Annotated in this window: 14 protein-coding genes; 11 read left to right on the top strand and 3 right to left on the bottom strand. The window is 69.1% G+C overall.

The window, feature by feature from the left end; genetic code table 11:
• Positions 1-43: 43 nt before the first annotated feature.
• From ACTJJK_RS01755 to ACTJJK_RS01745, 3 genes are read right to left on the bottom strand one after another with little or no spacing between them, the layout of a single operon-like run.
• Positions 44-1,039 carry a hypothetical protein gene (locus ACTJJK_RS01755; RefSeq protein ID WP_223620073.1) on the bottom strand — a complete coding sequence of 332 codons (996 nt, stop codon included), beginning with the start codon at positions 1,037-1,039 and terminating at the stop codon, positions 44-46.
• Between the two features lie 40 nt (positions 1,040-1,079).
• Positions 1,080-1,928 carry an archaetidylserine decarboxylase gene (gene asd, locus ACTJJK_RS01750; protein WP_223620074.1) on the bottom strand — a complete coding sequence of 283 codons (849 nt, stop codon included), beginning with the start codon at positions 1,926-1,928 and terminating at the stop codon, positions 1,080-1,082.
• Positions 1,925-2,572 (bottom strand): SCO family protein, encoded by a 648-nt coding sequence (locus tag ACTJJK_RS01745; RefSeq protein WP_031370899.1) that lies wholly within the window; start codon positions 2,570-2,572, stop codon positions 1,925-1,927. Before ACTJJK_RS01745 ends, asd begins: the two co-directional genes overlap by 4 nt.
• A gap of 360 nt (positions 2,573-2,932) precedes the next feature.
• Here ACTJJK_RS01745 and prmB point away from each other — a divergent pair, with 360 nt between their 5' ends.
• The 11 genes from prmB to glmM all read left to right on the top strand — a co-directional run bounded on the left by prmB (position 2,933) and on the right by glmM (position 16,516).
• Positions 2,933-3,862: a 50S ribosomal protein L3 N(5)-glutamine methyltransferase gene (gene prmB / locus ACTJJK_RS01740; RefSeq protein ID WP_440729296.1), complete on the top strand. Its 930-nt coding sequence runs from the start codon at positions 2,933-2,935 to the stop codon at positions 3,860-3,862.
• Between the two features lie 617 nt (positions 3,863-4,479).
• Entirely contained in the window at positions 4,480-5,595 is a 1,116-nt protein-coding gene (gene aroC, locus ACTJJK_RS01735) for a chorismate synthase (protein ID WP_031370897.1), read from the top strand.
• Positions 5,582-6,643 carry a 2-hydroxyacid dehydrogenase gene (locus ACTJJK_RS01730; RefSeq protein WP_440729295.1) on the top strand — a complete coding sequence of 354 codons (1,062 nt, stop codon included), beginning with the start codon at positions 5,582-5,584 and terminating at the stop codon, positions 6,641-6,643. Before aroC ends, ACTJJK_RS01730 begins: the two co-directional genes overlap by 14 nt.
• Before the next feature lie 106 nt (positions 6,644-6,749).
• On the top strand, positions 6,750-7,772 hold the full coding sequence (locus ACTJJK_RS01725) for an aspartate-semialdehyde dehydrogenase (protein ID WP_223620077.1): 1,023 nt from the start codon (positions 6,750-6,752) through the stop codon (positions 7,770-7,772).
• A 352-nt stretch (positions 7,773-8,124) separates the two neighbouring features.
• Positions 8,125-10,110, top strand: coding sequence for a FimV/HubP family polar landmark protein (locus ACTJJK_RS01720; protein WP_440729294.1), 1,986 nt, complete (start codon positions 8,125-8,127; stop codon positions 10,108-10,110).
• A 109-nt stretch (positions 10,111-10,219) separates the two neighbouring features.
• A complete protein-coding gene (truA, locus tag ACTJJK_RS01715) occupies positions 10,220-11,014 on the top strand; it encodes a tRNA pseudouridine(38-40) synthase TruA (RefSeq protein WP_031370893.1) in 795 nt (264 codons plus the stop codon).
• Positions 11,011-11,679, top strand: a complete 669-nt coding sequence (locus ACTJJK_RS01710) for a phosphoribosylanthranilate isomerase (protein ID WP_031370892.1) — start codon at positions 11,011-11,013, stop codon at positions 11,677-11,679. Before truA ends, ACTJJK_RS01710 begins: the two co-directional genes overlap by 4 nt.
• Before the next feature lie 155 nt (positions 11,680-11,834).
• Positions 11,835-13,049: a tryptophan synthase subunit beta gene (trpB, locus tag ACTJJK_RS01705; protein WP_031370891.1), complete on the top strand. Its 1,215-nt coding sequence runs from the start codon at positions 11,835-11,837 to the stop codon at positions 13,047-13,049.
• Positions 13,050-13,183: 134 nt separating this feature from the next.
• Positions 13,184-13,984 (top strand): tryptophan synthase subunit alpha, encoded by an 801-nt coding sequence (gene trpA, locus ACTJJK_RS01700; RefSeq protein ID WP_031370890.1) that lies wholly within the window; start codon positions 13,184-13,186, stop codon positions 13,982-13,984.
• Positions 13,985-14,100: 116 nt separating this feature from the next.
• Positions 14,101-14,991, top strand: coding sequence for an acetyl-CoA carboxylase, carboxyltransferase subunit beta (gene accD, locus ACTJJK_RS01695; protein WP_031370889.1), 891 nt, complete (start codon positions 14,101-14,103; stop codon positions 14,989-14,991).
• 184 nt (positions 14,992-15,175) lie between these two features.
• Positions 15,176-16,516, top strand: a complete 1,341-nt coding sequence (gene glmM, locus ACTJJK_RS01690; protein ID WP_440729293.1) for a phosphoglucosamine mutase — start codon at positions 15,176-15,178, stop codon at positions 16,514-16,516.
• Positions 16,517-16,868 lie beyond the last annotated feature (352 nt).

Here is a 16,868-nt window from a genome sequence, read left to right as displayed (position 1 = left end):
AAGCCCCGCTGCATCGCACCGCCNTGGTGCGACGGCGGTGCGCTTACTGCGGTTTCGCGGCCTCGGGCGCCGCCTTCGCGTCGGAGGAGACCGCGTCGCGGGCTTTATTCCACCAGCCGCCGGCGACTTCGCGGGCCTTGCCGGCGCCGTCCTTGACCGAATCGTTCAAGGGCTTCCAGGCCTGCTCTTCGGCGAAGCGCGTGGTGGTGCGCAGCACGTCCGGCCCTTCTTGCTTGACCGCTTCCCAAGTCAGCACCGCGATCAGGCGCGGCATGAAGACGAAGGAATCGACGTCGCCGCCCTTGGCTTCGACCTTGGCGATGAAACGCGCGAGTTCCTTGCGCACCGGCTCGGGTGCGCTCGGGTCCTGGCTCATGCGCTTGAGCGTGACCAGACCGTCGCGGGTGCGGCCTTCCTGGAACGCCAGGCCGGCGCGCGGCAGCTCGCTCATCCACGGCTGCTTCAACAGCTGCCCGAGCGCATCGATATGCACCTGGGCGCGGTCCCAGCGCTTCTCGCTCACCGCCAGATAAGTCAGGGCGGCATGCAAGGTGATCACGTGCGCGACCGGCGGTTGATCCGCGCCGGGCGCCTGCGGCGCGGTCCAGACTTTGTCGCTCTCGGCCTGGGCCAGTTGCGGCCATTCCAGTCGCTGGAACACCACCGAACGCAGCGAGTTCGCGGCGACGCGATCGAAGCTGCCGCACTTGCGCGCCTCGACGATGTCGCTTTCGGCCAAGGCGATCGTGCTCTTGTCGGCGACCAGTGCGCCGTAGGCAAGCAGCACGTGCATGGCGCAGTAGTCGGCCTCGTCGAACTCGACCGGCGGCGTCTTGCCGCTCCATTCCATGCCTTTTCGGTAGGCGCCGATCGCGCCCGGCAAGCCGCTCTCGGACAGGCGCCGATATTGGGTGTAGGCCAGGCCGTCGCGCAGTTCGAGCAACTGCTCGTTCTCGCTCTTGCTGCTGCAGGCGGCGAGGGCGGCGATCAACAACAGGCAGGCCGCCCGGCGCAGGGCCGGGCGTTGATGAAATGACATGATTCCCCTCCTTGGGTGAGGTTTGCGAAGTCGCAGCGATTCAGTCGTTGCGTCGGGCCAGGGCTTCGCCCAGGCGCACCGCGGTTTCCGCGCCGAGGCCGTCGGCCAGGTTCGCCACGCCCGGCGGCAACAGCACGATCACGGTCGAACCGTAGTTGAAGCGGGCCATTTCGGCGAAACGTTCGAGCGCGATGCCCTTGCCGCGGTAGTCCTTGTGTTGGACGCGATCGCCGTAGCGGGGGATCTCGACTCCGCTCCAGACCGTTTCCACGCCCGAGACCAACAGCGCGCCGACCATGACCATCGCCATCGGCCCGAAGTCGGTGTCGAAGTGGCAGACCAGGCGCTCGTTGCGCGCGAACAGACGCGGCACGTTGCGCACCGCGTCCGGGCCGACGCTGAACAAGCGGCCCGGCACGTGCACGGTTTCGCGCAGGGTGCCGGCCCAGGGCATGTGCACGCGGTGATAGTCCTTCGGCGACAGATAGACCGTGGCGAACACGCCATCGCGGAACGGCGCGGCCGCGGCTTCGTCGCCGCCGAGCAGCTCGGTCGCGGTGAACGACTGGCCCTTGGCCTGGAAGATTTCGCCGGCGCGGATCGGCCCGCACTGGCTGATGCGGCCGTCGGCCGGCATCAGCAAGCTGCGCGGGTCGGCCTCGGGCACGCGCGCGCCGGGCTTCAGCGCGCGGGTGAAGAAAGCGTTGAAGGTCGGATAGGCCTGCGCATCGGGCTCGGCGGCTTCGCCGAGATTCACGCCGAACTTGCGAGTGACCGTATCGATCAGCCACTGCTTGACGCGCGGGTTGGAGGAATAGGCCAGCGAGCGCGCGATCGAGGACAGCGCGCGGTGCGGCAGGGCATAGGTCAGGGTGGTGACGAGACTCACGGGGTCTTGGCTTCGGTCAGTGCGGCAAGGTCGGCGGCGATGGCGTTCGGGTCCAGCGGCGGTCGGATCAGGCCGGCCATGCGGCCCTGCGGATCGAGCACGGCCATGCTGGCGCTGTGGTCCATCGTGTACTGGTCGGCGGGCGCGCCGTCGGGCGCCGGCACCTTGCCGAACACCATGCCGAGCGACTTGGTGAAGGTTTCCAGCGCCGGGATGTCGGCGGTCGCGGCCAGGGTGTCTTTGTGAAAGCCGTGCGCGTACTCGCCGATGCGGTCGGGCGGGTCGCGCTCGGGATCGACCGAGACGAACAGCACCCGCGGACGGGTGGATTCGGGAATCGAATCCCACTGCTTCTGCGCCACCGACAGCTCGGCCAGGGTGGTCGGGCAGACGTCGGGGCAGTGGGTGAAGCCGAGGAAGACCAGGGTCCAGTGGCCTTTGAGTTCGCCGGGAATGAGCTGGGTGCCGTCGGACTGGCGCAGCGAAAACGCCGGCAGGGTGCGCGGCGGCTCGAACAGGCGCACCGCCTTGGTCTGCGGCCAGGGCGAAGGGCGGGCGCTGCCGAAGTACTGCCTGGACGCCCACAGGCCGGCTGCTGCGGCGAGCGCGGCGACCAGGACGATGGCGGTGGTGCGATTGAACATGGCGATTCCGTTTGTTGCGCCGGGGCATGATACCGGGCGCGGAGGCGGGCGCTTGTTCGGCGTGAACGGATCGAGGGGCGGGCCGGGAGCGAAAAGCAAATCCCCCCTGGCCCCTTTTGCAAAGGGGGGAAGCCCTTCGGGGCGCTTTCGTTCGCTTTAGCGGGGCCGGGCCTGTTGGAGGGGCCAGGCCTGGACGTGCTCCCTGTTTCCTTACGAATCCTCCAGACGAGTCCCCCCCTTTAAGGAGGGGGCAGGGGGGATTTGCTCTGGCCGTGCCCGAGTCCCGAGTCCAAGCCCGAGCCCGAGCTCGAATCCACCTCACCCGCTATACTGCGCGCCTTGTTTTGCCCTGGACCCGCCGTGCCCGCTTCCGCCTCCTTCGAACAGCTGACCCTCGTCGATCTGATCCGCTACGGCGCCAGCCGCTTCGGCGCGGCCGGGCTGACCTTCGGCCACAGCTACGACAACGCGCTCGACGAGGCCACCCAGTTGGTCCTGCACGCGCTGCACCTGCCGCACGACCTGAGCCCGGTGTACGGCGCCGGCCGCGTGACCGGCGAAGAAAAGGCCAAGGTGCTGGAACTGTTCGAGCGCCGCGTCAACGAGCGCATCCCGGCCGCCTATCTGACCGGCGAGGCCTGGTTCGCCGGCCTGAGTTTCAAGAGCGACCGCCGCGCCCTGGTGCCGCGTTCGCCGATCGCCGAATTGATCGAGTCGGGCTTCGAGCCCTGGCTCGGCGGCCGCGAGGTCGAGCGCGCGCTCGACCTGTGCACCGGTTCGGGCTGCATCGCCATCGCCACCGCGCATTACCACCCCGAGTGGCAGGTGGTCGGTGCCGACATCAACGACGAGGCGCTGTCGCTGGCCACCGAGAACAAGGCCCGCCTGCACGCCGACAACCTCGAGCTGCGCAAGTCCGATCTGTTCAAGGGGCTGCAGGGCGAGGTCTTCGATCTGATCGTGACCAATCCGCCCTACGTCACCAACGACGAGACCGACGCGCTGCCGAAGGAATATTCCTACGAACCCGAGCTCGGCCTGCGTGCCGGCGACGACGGCCTGGACCTGGCGCTGAAGATCCTGCGCGATGCGCCCGATCATCTGAGCGAGCACGGCCTGCTGATCTGCGAAGTCGGCGAGGCCGAACGCGCCCTGGTCGAACTGCTGCCGCAACTACCGCTGGCCTGGGTCGAGTTCAAGGTCGGCCAGATGGGCATCTTCGTGGCCGAGCGCCACGACCTCGTCGAACACCACGACGCAATCAAACGACTCGCCGACGCGCGCGGTTGAGCGTGCGTCGGCGGCCGGTGGCGGGCGACGCGACGCGTCCCCGCAGCGCCTGAACGCTGATCCAGCACGCGCCAGGCGCCAGACCGACCGGAATCCGCAAGCGCCCCGCGGCGTCTGCGTTCGTTCGAGTAGGCGCGCAGATACTCCGGCGTAGGGTCGCCGACCACCTCGCCGCATTGGGCTTCGCTCATCGTTGCAGCGGAAACCTGCGCCGTCGGCTATGGTGGACGACGTAGGTCGCGATGGTAGTTCGCGCGAGATCGGTGTCTACGGCACACTCCACATCATCGGTTTTTCCTCACATTCGGGGGAATTCGAGATGAGGCGCGAGTCGCAGGCGATGCGTGTCGCCGTCGCATGTCCGCGCGGTCGGCCGGCATAGAATCCGCTGTCCTCGATCGCCGTCGCCCTGCGATTCGTGAAGCCGCGCGTCACCGCTGCGTCATACCATCGGCGTAGGCAGGTGGCTGCGTTCGGCGCGCATCGCGATGGCGTCGGCGCAGGACGCACCCCTGCCGCCGCGCATCGGCACGGGCGCTTCGCGCAAGCGACGCTCGCACCGACTCCGCGCACCCCCCCACGCCGGACGAGACCGGCACGCATCAGGACTTCGATCAGTGGCCAGCAACAGCTTTGGAAAGCTTTTCACGGTGACGACCTTCGGCGAAAGCCACGGTCCGGCGATCGGTTGCGTGATCGACGGTTGCCCTCCGGGCCTGGAAATCGCGCCGGAGGAATTCCGCCGCGACCTCGACCGCCGCGCTACCGGGCGCACGCGCCACACTTCGCAGCGCCAGGAAAGCGATGACATCGAAATCCTCAGCGGCGTCTACCAGGGCCGCACCACCGGTACGCCGATCGCCCTGGTCATCCGCAACACCGACGCCCGCAGCAAGGACTACGGCTCGATCGCCGAGCAGTTCCGCCCCGGCCACGCCGACTACACCTATTGGCAGAAGTACGGCCTGCGCGATCCGCGCGGCGGCGGGCGTTCGTCGGCGCGCGAGACCACCATGCGAGTGGCGGCCGGCGTGATCGCCAAGAAGTGGCTGGCCGAGCGCTACGGCGTCAGCGTGCGCGGTTTCATGTCGCAGATCGGCGAAATCGTGCCGAACGCCTACGACCTGTCGGCGGTGGAAGAGAACCCGTTCTTCTGGCCCGCCGCCGACCAGGTCGGCGAGCTGGAGACCTACATGGACGCGCTGCGCAAGTCCGGCGACTCGGTCGGCGCGCGCGTCGACGTGATCGCCGACGGCCTGCCGCCGGGCTGGGGCGAGCCGATCTACGGCAAGCTCGACGGCGACCTCGCCGCCGCCCTGATGAGCATCAACGCGGTCAAGGGCGTGGAGATCGGCGACGGCTTCGCGGTCGTCGCGTCCAAGGGCAGCGAGCATCGCGACGAGCTGTCGCGCTCCGGCTTCGCCAGCAACCATGCCGGCGGCATCCTCGGCGGCATCAGCACCGGCCAGCAGTTGCGCTGTTCGACCGCGTTCAAGCCGACCTCGAGCCTGCGCCTGCCGGTGCGCAGCGTCGACATCCACGGCAACGAAGTCGAAGTGATCACCACCGGTCGTCACGACCCCTGCGTCGGCATCCGCGCCACCCCGATCTGCGAGGCCATGGTCGCGCTGGTGCTGGTCGACCAGGCCCTGCGCCACCGCGCCCAGTGCGGCGACGTCGGTGTGGTCAGCCCGCGCATCCCGGCCCAATTGGAGCTCGATGCCGATGCCTGAGCGGCCGCGGGTCTGGGTTTCGCAACCGTTGTTCGACGACGTCGTCGCGCGCCTGCGCGAGCACTTCGACGTCGTCGCGACCGCGCGCGTGACCCAGCACGGCCCCGAGGCGATCGCCGCGGCGCTGCGCGAGGCCGACGGCGCCCTGGTCACGCTGAACGACCCGATCGGTGCGGCGCAGGTCGCCGGCGCCGCCCGCCTGCGCGCGATCGCCAACGTCGGGGTGGGCTACAACAACCTCGACCTGCCGGCGCTGAGCGCGGCCGGCATCCTCGTCACCAATACGCCCGACGTGTTGACCGAAACCACCGCCGACTTCGGCTGGGCCTTGATGATGGCCGCCGCGCGGCGGATCAGCGAGGCCGAGCACTGGCTGCGCGAAGGTCATTGGCGGCAGTGGAGTTTCGATTCGCTGCTCGGCGGCGATGTGCACGGCACGACCTTGGGCATCCTCGGCATGGGCCGCATCGGCCAGGCCATCGCGCGCCGCGCCGCCGGCTTCCGCATGCGCGTGCTCTACCACAACCGCAGCCGTCTGTCGGAAGCGGTCGAACGCGAGTCGGCCGCGACCTACGTCGGTTTCGAGGAACTGCTGACACGCGCCGACCACCTGGTCCTGGTGCTGCCGTACTCGCCGCAGTCGCATCATCTGATCGACGCCGCCGCGCTGGCGCGGATGCAGCCGCACGCGACCCTGACCAACATCGCCCGAGGCGGCATCGTCGACGAAGACGCGCTCGCCGATGCCCTCGAACACGGGCGCCTGGCCGCGGCCGGTCTGGACGTGTTCGAGGGCGAGCCGGCGCTCAATCCGCGCCTGCTCGCGCTGCGCAACGTCGTGCTGACCCCGCATATCGCCAGCGGCAGCCTCGCCACCCGGCGTGCCATGGTCGCGCTAGCGGTGGACAATCTGATCGCGGCGCTGGGCCACGGGCCCGACGCCGGCCGGCCGCCGTCGCCTGTGAACGCCGCGCAGTTCGCCCACCGAGCTGAGGCCCGCCACGCCGACGCCGGCGGCCGCACAATGGGCGCACAGGGCGCGCCATGAAGGCGCAGCCCGCGGCCAAGCTTTTCCGGCGCCTCGCGCGCCGACCCGAGCAACATCCGCCGGAAATGGGTCCGGCGGCTCCCACAAGTCAGGTAAATAGGAACAGATGAACGCCAAGACGTCCTGCAATGTCGCTGTCGTCGGTGCCACCGGCGCAGTCGGTGAAACCATGCTGAAGGTGCTGGCCGAGCGCAAATTCCCGATCGGTCAGTTGCATGTGTTGGCGAGCGAACGCTCGGCGGGCGAGAAAATCCAGTTCGACGGCAAAACCATCGTGGTCCAGGACCTGGCGAAATTCGATCCGAGCGGCGTCGATATCGCGCTGTTCTCGGCCGGCGGTTCGGTGTCCAAGGAATATGCGCCGAAGTTCGCCGCGGCCGGCGCGGTGGTGATCGACAACTCGTCCGCGTTCCGTTACCAGGACGACGTGCCGCTGGTGGTCAGCGAAGTCAATCCGGAAGCGGCCAAGCACCGCCCGCTCGGCATCATCGCCAATCCGAACTGCTCGACCATGCAGTTGATGGTCGCGTTGGCGCCGATCCACCGCAAGGCGAAGCTCGAACGCATCAACATCGCCACCTACCAGTCGGTGTCCGGCACCGGCAAGCGCGCGATGGAAGAGCTCGGCAAGCAGACCGCGGCGCTGTTGAACTTCCAGGAAGCCAAGGCCGAGGTCTATCCGGTGCAGATCGCCTTCAACGTGATCCCGCACGGCGGCGACTTCACCGACAACGGCTACACCACCGAAGAGATGAAGCTGGTCTGGGAGACCCGCAAGATCCTCGGCGACGACAGCATCGGCGTGAACGCGACGGTGGTGCGGGTGCCGGTGTTCTACGGCCACTCCGAGGCGGTGCACATCGAGACCCGCGACAAGCTCAGCGCCGTCGACGCGCGCGCGCTGCTCGAGCAGGCGCCGGGCCTGGTGGTGGTCGACGACCCGGTCGGCGGCGGATATCCGACGCCGGTCACGCACGCTTCGGGACAAGATCCGGTTTTCGTCGGCCGCATCCGCGACGACATCTCGCATCCGCGCGGTTTGTCGCTGTGGGTGGTGTCCGACAACATCCGCAAGGGCGCGGCGACCAATGCCGTGCAACTGGCGGAATTGGTCTGGAACGAAGGCTGAGCCCCGCAGCGCACGGATCGAAGTACGGATCGGGCCCTGCGGGGCCCGATTTTTTTGCGCAATGCGTTTATGTCCAGACCGGGCCGTGGGCCGGTTTCGCCGGAATGAGCCGGGCTGCTGGCGTCGACCGGCCGATGTGGTGCACTCTGCGCAGACACGGGTCGACGGCGGTGCGCCAGGCATCGGGCCGAATCGGTTCAGGCGGTCGGATGCCGATCGAACGCCGAATCGAAGGCCGACCTTCATCGCCGCGTTGCGCATTCCGCCCGCCGACCGCTAGAGTCGCCGCCTGACTAGGGTAATGGGATCGTCTGTGAGATCAGGTTTCGCACGCACAGCATTGGCTCTCGCGTTGGCTCTGGCCAGTGGGGCGGCCGGTGCGCTCGGTCTGGGGCAGATCGAGGTCAAATCGCGCGCGGGCCAGCCGTTGCTGGCCGAGATCCCGGTCATTTCCAGCGACAGCAACGAGTTGGCGCAGTTGCGCGCGGGGCTGGCCTCGCCGGAGACCTTCCAGCGCATCGGCCTGCAGCCGCCGCAAGGCATCGTCACCGACCTGCGCTTCGTGCTCGCCCTGGACAACGCCGGCAAGCCGGTGATCCGGGTCACCAGCACCCAGCCGGTCAATCAGCCGCTGCTGACCTTCCTGATCGAAGTCGATTGGGGGCAGGGCCGCCTGACCCGCGAATACTCGGCCTTGCTCGACGCGCCGCGCACGGTGTCCGCACCGATGCAGCCGCCGATCCAGGCTCCGACCGGCGCCGCCGCCAACACCATCGAGCGTCCGCTGGATGCGCCGCTGCCGTTCGGTGCGCAGCCGCAGGCGACCGATCCGCTGGCGGTGGAGAACCAGCTCGACCGTTACGACCCGGGCAGTGCGATCACCGCGGCACCGGCGCCGGCGCCGGAACCCATCGCGCTCCAGCCCGAGCCGGTGCAGCCCGAGGCGGTGCCGCCGGCGCAGGCCGAGCGTCCGAATGCAGGCCGCATCCCGCAGGCGCCGCGCGAGCCGCGCCCGGTGGCGGCCGCACCGAGCGTAGGCGCCGACGGCGAGATCACGGTCGAGCGCGGCCAGACCCTGTCGGCGATCGCTGCCGGCGTGGCCGGCGAGAACACCCTCAACCAGACCATGATCGCGCTGTTGCGGGCCAATCCCGAGGCCTTCATCGGCGGCAACATCAACCGCCTCCGGCAGGGCGCGGTGCTGCGCCTGCCGCCTGGCAACCAATTCGATGCGATCGATCCGCGCGAAGCCAGCGAATTGGTGCGGGTGCAGGTCCAGCAGTGGCGCCAGGCGCGGCAGCCGGTTCCGCAGCCCATCAGCCTGGAGTCCGACGCCGTCGCGAAAACGCCGGTGGCACCGGCCGCGCAGAGCGGCGCGGCCTCGCGCAGCAACGACGCGCGTCTTGAAATCGTCCCGCCGGGGGCCAGCCAAGCCACCCAGGCGGGCGCACAGTCCGGCATCAGCGCCGGAGGCGAGGGCAGCATGGTTCGACAGGAGATTCAGCAGGCCAACGAGGTCATCGCCGCGCGCGATGCCGAACTGGCCGACCTCAAGAGCCGCGTCGCCGAGCTGGAGCAGTTGCAGACGCAGCAGCAGAAGCTCATTGCGATGAAGGACAGCGAGCTGGCCGCGAGCCAGCAGCGTCTGGCCGAAAACCAGGCCCGCAGCGAGGGCGGCTCGCCCTTGCCGTGGGTGTTCGGCAGCCTCGGCGTGCTGGCTTTGCTGATCGGCGGCTGGGTGTTGAGCCGCCGCGAACCCAAGAAGCCGAGCTTCCGCGCGCCGGCTTCGGCGGCGGATGCGCCGAGCCGTGGCGGCCCGGACCGTGCCGCGGTCGATGCCGTTGCGAGCGATTCGGGCGACTCCTTGCGCCGCCGCCCGGACCCCGCCGCGGCCCTGGTCGACCCGGTCGCGCAATTGATCGGCGAACCCGAGGCCGACCGTGCCGCGACCGCCGAACCGATCGCCGCGCCGTTCTGGACCGCGCCCAAGACCGAACCGCGCACCGGCGCGAAAGTGCCGACCTGGCACGCTGCCGAAGCCGGCAGCGCCCGTGCGCCGGTCGGCCCGGCCGATACCGGCGCAGGCGCGCCGCGGGCCGAACCGGCAGCGCCGCAGATCCCCGAATTCGTCGCCGCGCCGGTGCTCGATCCGAGCGCGGCCGGCAGCAACGCCCAAGCGGCGACCGCGCCGGGCCAGGAGCGCATCGAGCTGGCCCGCGCCTACCTCGACCTCGGCGACGAAAGCAGCGCCCGCCAGCTGCTCGGCGAGGTGTTGATCAACGGTGACCATGCGGCGCGCCAACAGGCTGCGCGCCTGCTGCGCGAACTCGAATCCTGAGCGTTGAGTTGAGCCGCGCCAGCACGCGACCGAACCAGGCATGACCGAAGTTTTCGAGACGGACGCCCTTTCTTCCGTAGTGGCGGCTCCCTCCGCAGTGGCGGCGCCGCTGCGCCGCTACGCCCTGGGCGTGGAGTACGACGGAGGCGAGTTTTCCGGCTGGCAACGCCTGGTGCGCCCGGGCGAGCCCGACCTGCGCGGCGAAGCCACCGTCCAGAGCACTCTGGAGGACGCGCTGTCGTTCGTGGCCGGCGGCCGCGTCGATGTGACCTGCGCCGGGCGTACCGATGCCGGCGTCCACGCCTCCTGCCAGGTCGTCCATTTCGACAGCAGTGCCCAGCGCGACCTGCGCGGCTGGGTGCTCGGCACCACTTCGCGCCTGCCGCCCTCGGTATGCGTGCGCTGGTGCGTGCCGGTCGCGGCCGATTTCCACGCCCGCTTCTCGGCACGCGCGCGTCGCTACCGCTACCGCATCCTCAACCGCTCGGTGCGGCCGGCCCTGCAACGGCAGTACCTGACCTGGGAGCGCCGGCCGCTCGACGCCGACGCCATGCACCGCGCCGCCCAGGCCCTGCTCGGCGAAAACGACTTCTCGGCGTTCCGCACCGTGCACTGCCAGGCCCCGCATGCGCGCCGCGACCTGCAGTACATCGGGGTGCGCCGCGACGGCGAGGTGGTCGAGATGGAGGTCCAGGCCAACGCCTTTCTTCACCATATGGTGCGCAACATTGTCGGAAGCTTGCTGATGGTGGGCCGGGGCGAACAGCCCGAGGCATGGATCGGGGAATTGTTGGCCGGACGCGACCGTACCGTCGCCGGCCCGACCGCGCCGTCCTCGGGTCTGGTGTTCGTCGGCCCACGCTATCCCGCCGATTGCCAGCTGCCTGCCGAGGTTACGTTTTGAGCCAGCCCTGTCCCCGCACCCTGTTCCGTACCCGCATCAAGTTCTGCGGTTTCACCCGTCCCGGCGATGTGCGCCTGGCCTGCGAGCTCGGCGCCGACGCCATCGGCTTCGTGTTCGCCGCCGGCAGCTCGCGCCGCGTCGCCGCCGAGGAGGCGCGCGCCATGCGCCAGGCCTTGGCGCCGCTGGTCGACGCGGTGGCCTTGTTCATGGATAACCCGGTCGACGAAGTGCGCGAGGTGGTGCGCCAGGTCCGGCCGAGCCTGTTGCAGTTCCATGGCAACGAAGACGACGCCTTCTGCCGCGCCTTCGGCGTGCCTTATCTGAAAGCCATCCCGATGGGCGGCGAACTCGCCGACCAGCACCCCTCGGCGCTGCATACGCGTTATCCGGGCGCGGCCGGCTTTTTGTTCGACAGCCACGCCAAGGGCAGCAGCGGCGGCAGCGGCAAGACCTTCGACTGGACGCGGATTCCGGTCGGCGTGCAGAAACCCTTCGTGCTCGCCGGCGGCATCACCCCGGAGAACGTGTTCGAGGCGATCCTGGCGACCTTGCCCTGGGGCGTGGACGTGTCCAGCGGCATCGAAAGCGCGCCGGGGCTCAAGGACGGCGACAAGATGCGCCACTTCGTCGAAGAAGTGCGGCGCGCCGACTGTCACGTCGACTGAGGCCTGGCGCAAGGCGGCGGTGCAGGGCGTCCGGGTCCGGAGGCGCCATTCTGCGATCACCTCGTGCGTACGGTGATCGCCTCGATGCCCTAAACTCACCCGTTCCCGTCGCCGCCACGGCGACGTCCGCCCTGATGCAGAACGCGCCCGAGCCGATGTCCGCAGACCCCATCGATTTCCACGCCTATCCGGACGCTTCCGGTCACTTCGGCCGTTTCGGCGGCCGCTTCGTCGCCGAGACCCTGATCGCGCCGCTCGAAGAGTTGGCCGCGGCCTACGACGCGGCCCGCGTCGATCCGGCCTTCATCGCCGAGTTCGAGCGCGACCTGGCCCATTACGTCGGCCGGCCGAGCCCGATCTACCACGCGCAACGCCTCAGCGACGAAGTCGGCGGCGCGCAGATCCTGCTCAAGCGCGAAGACCTCAACCACACCGGCGCGCACAAGATCAACAACACCATCGGCCAGGCCCTGTTGGCCAGCCGCATGGGCAAGACCCGCATCATCGCCGAGACCGGCGCCGGCCAGCATGGCGTCGCCAGCGCCACCGTGGCCGCGCGCCTGGGCCTGGAGTGCGTGGTCTACATGGGCGCGACCGACATCGAGCGGCAGAAGATCAACGTCTACCGCATGAAGCTGCTCGGCGCGACGGTGGTGCCGGTGACCAGCGGCTCGCAGACCCTCAAGGACGCGCTCAACGAAGCGATGCGCGACTGGGTCACCAACGTGCGCGACACCTTCTACATCATCGGCACCGTGGCCGGCCCGGATCCGTATCCGCGCATGGTCCGCGACTTCAACGCCGTGGTCGGGCGCGAGGCGAGGGCGCAGATGCTGGCCGAGTACGGCCGCCTGCCCGATGCGATCACGGCCTGCGTCGGCGGCGGCAGCAATGCGATCGGCCTGTTCCATGCCTTCCTCAACGACCGCGCGGTGCGCATCGTCGGCGCCGAAGCGGCCGGCGACGGCATCGACACCGGTCGCCACGCCGCCTCGCTCGCGGCCGGGCGTCCTGGTGTGCTGCACGGCAACCGCACCTATGTCCTGTGCGACGACGACGGCCAGATCATCGAGACCCATTCGGTCTCGGCGGGTCTCGACTACCCCGGCGTCGGCCCCGAGCATGCCTTCCTCAAGGACGCCGGCCGCGCCGAATACGTCGGCGTGACCGACGACGAAGCGCTCGACGCCTTCCGCACCCTGGCGCGCACCGAGGGCATCCTGGCCGCGCTGGAATCCAGCCATGCCATCGCCCAGGCGATCAAGCTGGCGCGCTCGATGCCGAAGGACCAGGTCGTGCTGTGCAACCTGTCCGGCCGCGGCGACAAGGACGTGCACACCATCGCCGGACGCGAAGGGCTGCACTTTTGAGGCGAACAACGAGTGCGTGGGAGTGAGGAGTGAGTAAGGGCGGCAACGCGCCGCCTTTGCGAGATCTCACCCGTCGTGCGGCTCGGCTTTGGTTTTGACTCACTCCTCACTCTTCTGAACTCACTGCTCGCCTAATGAACCGAATCGACGCCAAGTTCCAACAACTGCAGGCCGCCGGCCGCAAGGCCCTGATCCCGTTCGTCACCGCCGGCGATCCGTCGCTGGAGGCGACCGTGCCGGTGATGCATGCGCTGGTCGAGGCCGGGGCCGACGTGCTCGAACTCGGGGTGCCGTTCTCCGATCCCATGGCCGACGGCCCGACCATCCAGCGCAGCTCCGAGCGCGCGATCGCGCGCGGCGCCGGCCTGAGCTGGGTGCTCGAAGCGGTGCGCGAGTTCCGCGGCCGCGACGCCGACACGCCGGTCGTGTTGATGGGCTATCTGAACCCGATCGAGATCCGCGGCAACGCGCGCTTCGCCCGCGACGCGGTCGCGGCCGGCGTCGACGGCGTGTTGCTGGTCGACCTGCCGCCGGAAGAAGCCGGGGACCTGCGTGCGGCCTTCAACGAGACCGGTCTGGCCTTGATCCTGCTGGCCTCGCCGACCACCACCGACGCGCGCCTGGCGCTGCTCTGCGACGACGCCCAGGGTTACCTGTACTACGTCAGCTTCGCCGGCGTGACCGGCGCCGACCGCCTCGACACCGGCGCTGCCAACGACCGCCTGCACACCATCCGCGCCCGCAGCCGGGTGCCGGTGGTGGCCGGTTTCGGCATCAAGGACGCCGCCAGCGCCGCGACCATGGCCCGCGAGGCCGACGGCGTGGTGGTAGGCAGCGCCCTGGTGGCCGAGCTCGCCGAGGCCGCCGATGCGCAGGCCGCGGCCCAGACCGCGCGGCGCTTCCTGACCCCGCTGCGACAGGCCCTGGACGGCTGAACCGCGGACCGTATGGTTCGCTGCGTTAAACTGACCCGCTAGGCTGGCGGCGGCGATGGCCTCATCGTCGCCGGTCCGGTCCTTCATTTAGCTGCCTGAACAGAAGGTTCCATCGTATGTCGTGGCTCAAGAAACTCATGCCGTCCGGCATCCGCACCGAATCCGGCGCGGCCAAACGACGCAGCGTGCCCGAGGGGCTGTGGGAGAAGTGCGAGCGCTGCGGCGCGGTGCTGTACCGCCCCGAGCTCGAGGAAAACCTCGAGGTCTGCCCGAAGTGCAGTTTCCACATGCCGATCCGCGCGCGCGCGCGCCTGAACGCGCTGTTCGATGCCGGCAGCACGGTCGAGATCGGAGCCGAGCTCGGTCCGACCGACGTGCTCAAGTTCAAGGACCAGAAAAAGTACTCCGAGCGCATCAAGGCGGCGCAGAAGGCCACCGGCGAACGCGACGCCCTGATCACCCTGCGCGGCACGCTCAAGCAGCGGCCGCTGGTGGCCAGTTCGTTCGACTTTGCTTTCATGGGCGGTTCGATGGGGTCGGTGGTCGGCGAGCGCTTCGCCCGCGGCGCCGAAACCGCGCTGGAGATCGGAAGCCCCTTCGTGTGTTTCTCCGCCAGCGGCGGCGCGCGCATGCAGGAAAGCCTGTTCTCGCTGATGCAGATGGCCAAGACCTCGGCCGCGCTCGGTCGCCTGCGCGCGGCCGGCCTGCCGTACATCTCGGTGATGACGCATCCGACCACCGGCGGCGTGTCGGCCTCGTTCGCGATGCTCGGCGACATCAACATGGCCGAACCCGAAGCGCTGATCGGCTTCGCCGGCCCGCGCGTGATCGAACAGACCGTGCGCGAAAAACTGCCGGAAGGTTTCCAGCGCAGCGAGTTCCTCGTCGAGCACGGCGCGGTCGACCAGATTTGCGACCGTCGCGAAATGCGTGATCGTCTCGCCCATCTTTTGGCGATGATGATGAAACAATCTCAACCCGAAGACGACGCCGAGGCAGCGGCTTGATCGTAGCGGCGTATCCGCGCGGTCACTATGGGGCTGTCGAGACAGTCCCAGCGATTTCTGCACACGACGGCGGGCTGGATGGCCAGGGGGCGCCGATCGTCGGCGATGTCTTCGTTCCTTTCCCGATCACATCCAGCGCGCGCGTCCAGGTGCGACGCGTCGCGCTACCTGGAGGTTGAACTGTATGGCACGTAAGTATTTCGGCACCGATGGCATCCGCGGCCGGGTCGGCGAAGGCCCGATCTCGGCCGATTTCGTCCTGCGCCTGGGCAACGCCTATGGCCACGCGTTGATCCGGCGCGGCTGGCGCAACCCGATGGTCATCATCGGCAAGGACACGCGCATCTCCAACTACATGTTCGAGGCGGCGCTCGAAGCCGGCCTGGTCGCCGCCGGCGTGGACGTGCAGTTGATGGGCCCCATGCCGACACCGGCGGTCGCCCACCTGACCCGTTCGCTGCGCGCCGACGGCGGCATCGTCATCTCGGCCTCGCACAACCCGCATTACGACAACGGCATCAAGTTCTTCTCGGCCGAAGGCGAGAAGCTCGACGACGAAACCGAGCTGGCGATCGAAGCCGCGCTCGAAGAACCGTTCCAGACCGTCGAATCCGAACGCCTCGGCAAGGCCGTGCGCACCCGCGATGCCATCGGCCGTTACCTGGAAGCCTGCAAGAACTCGGTGCCGCGCGGTTTCGACCTCAGCGGCATGCGCATCGCCATGGATTGCGCCAACGGCGCGACCTACCAGAGCGGCCCGCTGGTGCTCAGCGAACTCGGCGCCCGCGTCGACGCCATCGGGATCGAGCCGAACGGCCTCAACATCAACGACGGTGTGGGGTCGACCCACCCGCAGACCCTGGTCGAGCGCGTGCGCTCGACCGGCGCCGACCTCGGCATCGCCTTCGACGGCGACGGCGACCGCGTGCTGTTCGTCGACGGCGAAGGCCGCGTCTGCGACGGCGACGACCTGCTGTACGTGCTCGCCACCGACTGGCAGGACAGCGGCCGCCTGCAGGGCCCGGTGGTCGGTACGCTGATGACCAACTACGGTCTGGAACGCGCCTTCGAGCAGCGCGGCATCCCGTTCCTGCGCGCCAAGGTCGGCGACCGCTACGTGCATCAGCAACTGATCGCGCACGGCGGCGTGCTGGGCGGCGAAGCTTCCGGGCATCTGTTGTGCCTGGACCGCACCAGCACCGGCGACGGCATCGTCAGCGCGCTGCAGGTGCTGGAAGTGCTGGGCCGTCGCGGCCTGAGCCTGCGCGATGCGCTCGAAGGCTTGAGCCGCGTGCCGCAGAAGACCATCAACGTCCGCTACGAAGGCAACAACAAGCCGACCGAAGCGGCCTCGGTGAAGCAGGCCCTGGCCCAGGCGGAAGCCGCCGTGGCCGGCCGCGGCCGCGCCTTCCTGCGCCCCTCCGGCACCGAGCCGGTGGTGCGCGTGACCGTCGAAGCCGACGAAGCGACCCTGATGCAGACCACGCTCGACGCCTTGGCCAACGCCGTACGCGCGGCCGTCTGAAGTTTCGAGCGGACAACGATCGCACCGGCGCGCAGGCGCCGGTGCGATTTTTTTTGTCCTGTCCGAGCTCGTGTAGGAGCGACGCAAGTCGCGACCGCCATGCATCCGAGCCTGCGCCGCAATCGGCGCCCCCGCGGTCGCGGCTTGCGCCGCTCCTACAGGAGCTACGCAGCTTTGGGGTAGGAGCGACGCAAGTCGCGACCGCCATTTGTCCGAACCTGCGCAGTCATCGGCGACCCCATGGTCGTGGCTCACGCCACTCCTACAGGAGCTACGCAGCTTTGGGGTAGGAGCGACGCAAGTCGCGACCGTGATCGATCCGGACCTTCGCAACCATCGGCCGCCCCGCGGT

This window comes from Lysobacter sp. 22409, assembly GCF_052045105.1.
Taxonomy (GTDB): Bacteria; Pseudomonadota; Gammaproteobacteria; order Xanthomonadales; family Xanthomonadaceae; genus Lysobacter; species Lysobacter antibioticus_B.
The sequence above is the reverse complement of the archived record's forward strand: the minus strand, read 5'-3'. Positions and strand labels throughout refer to the sequence as shown.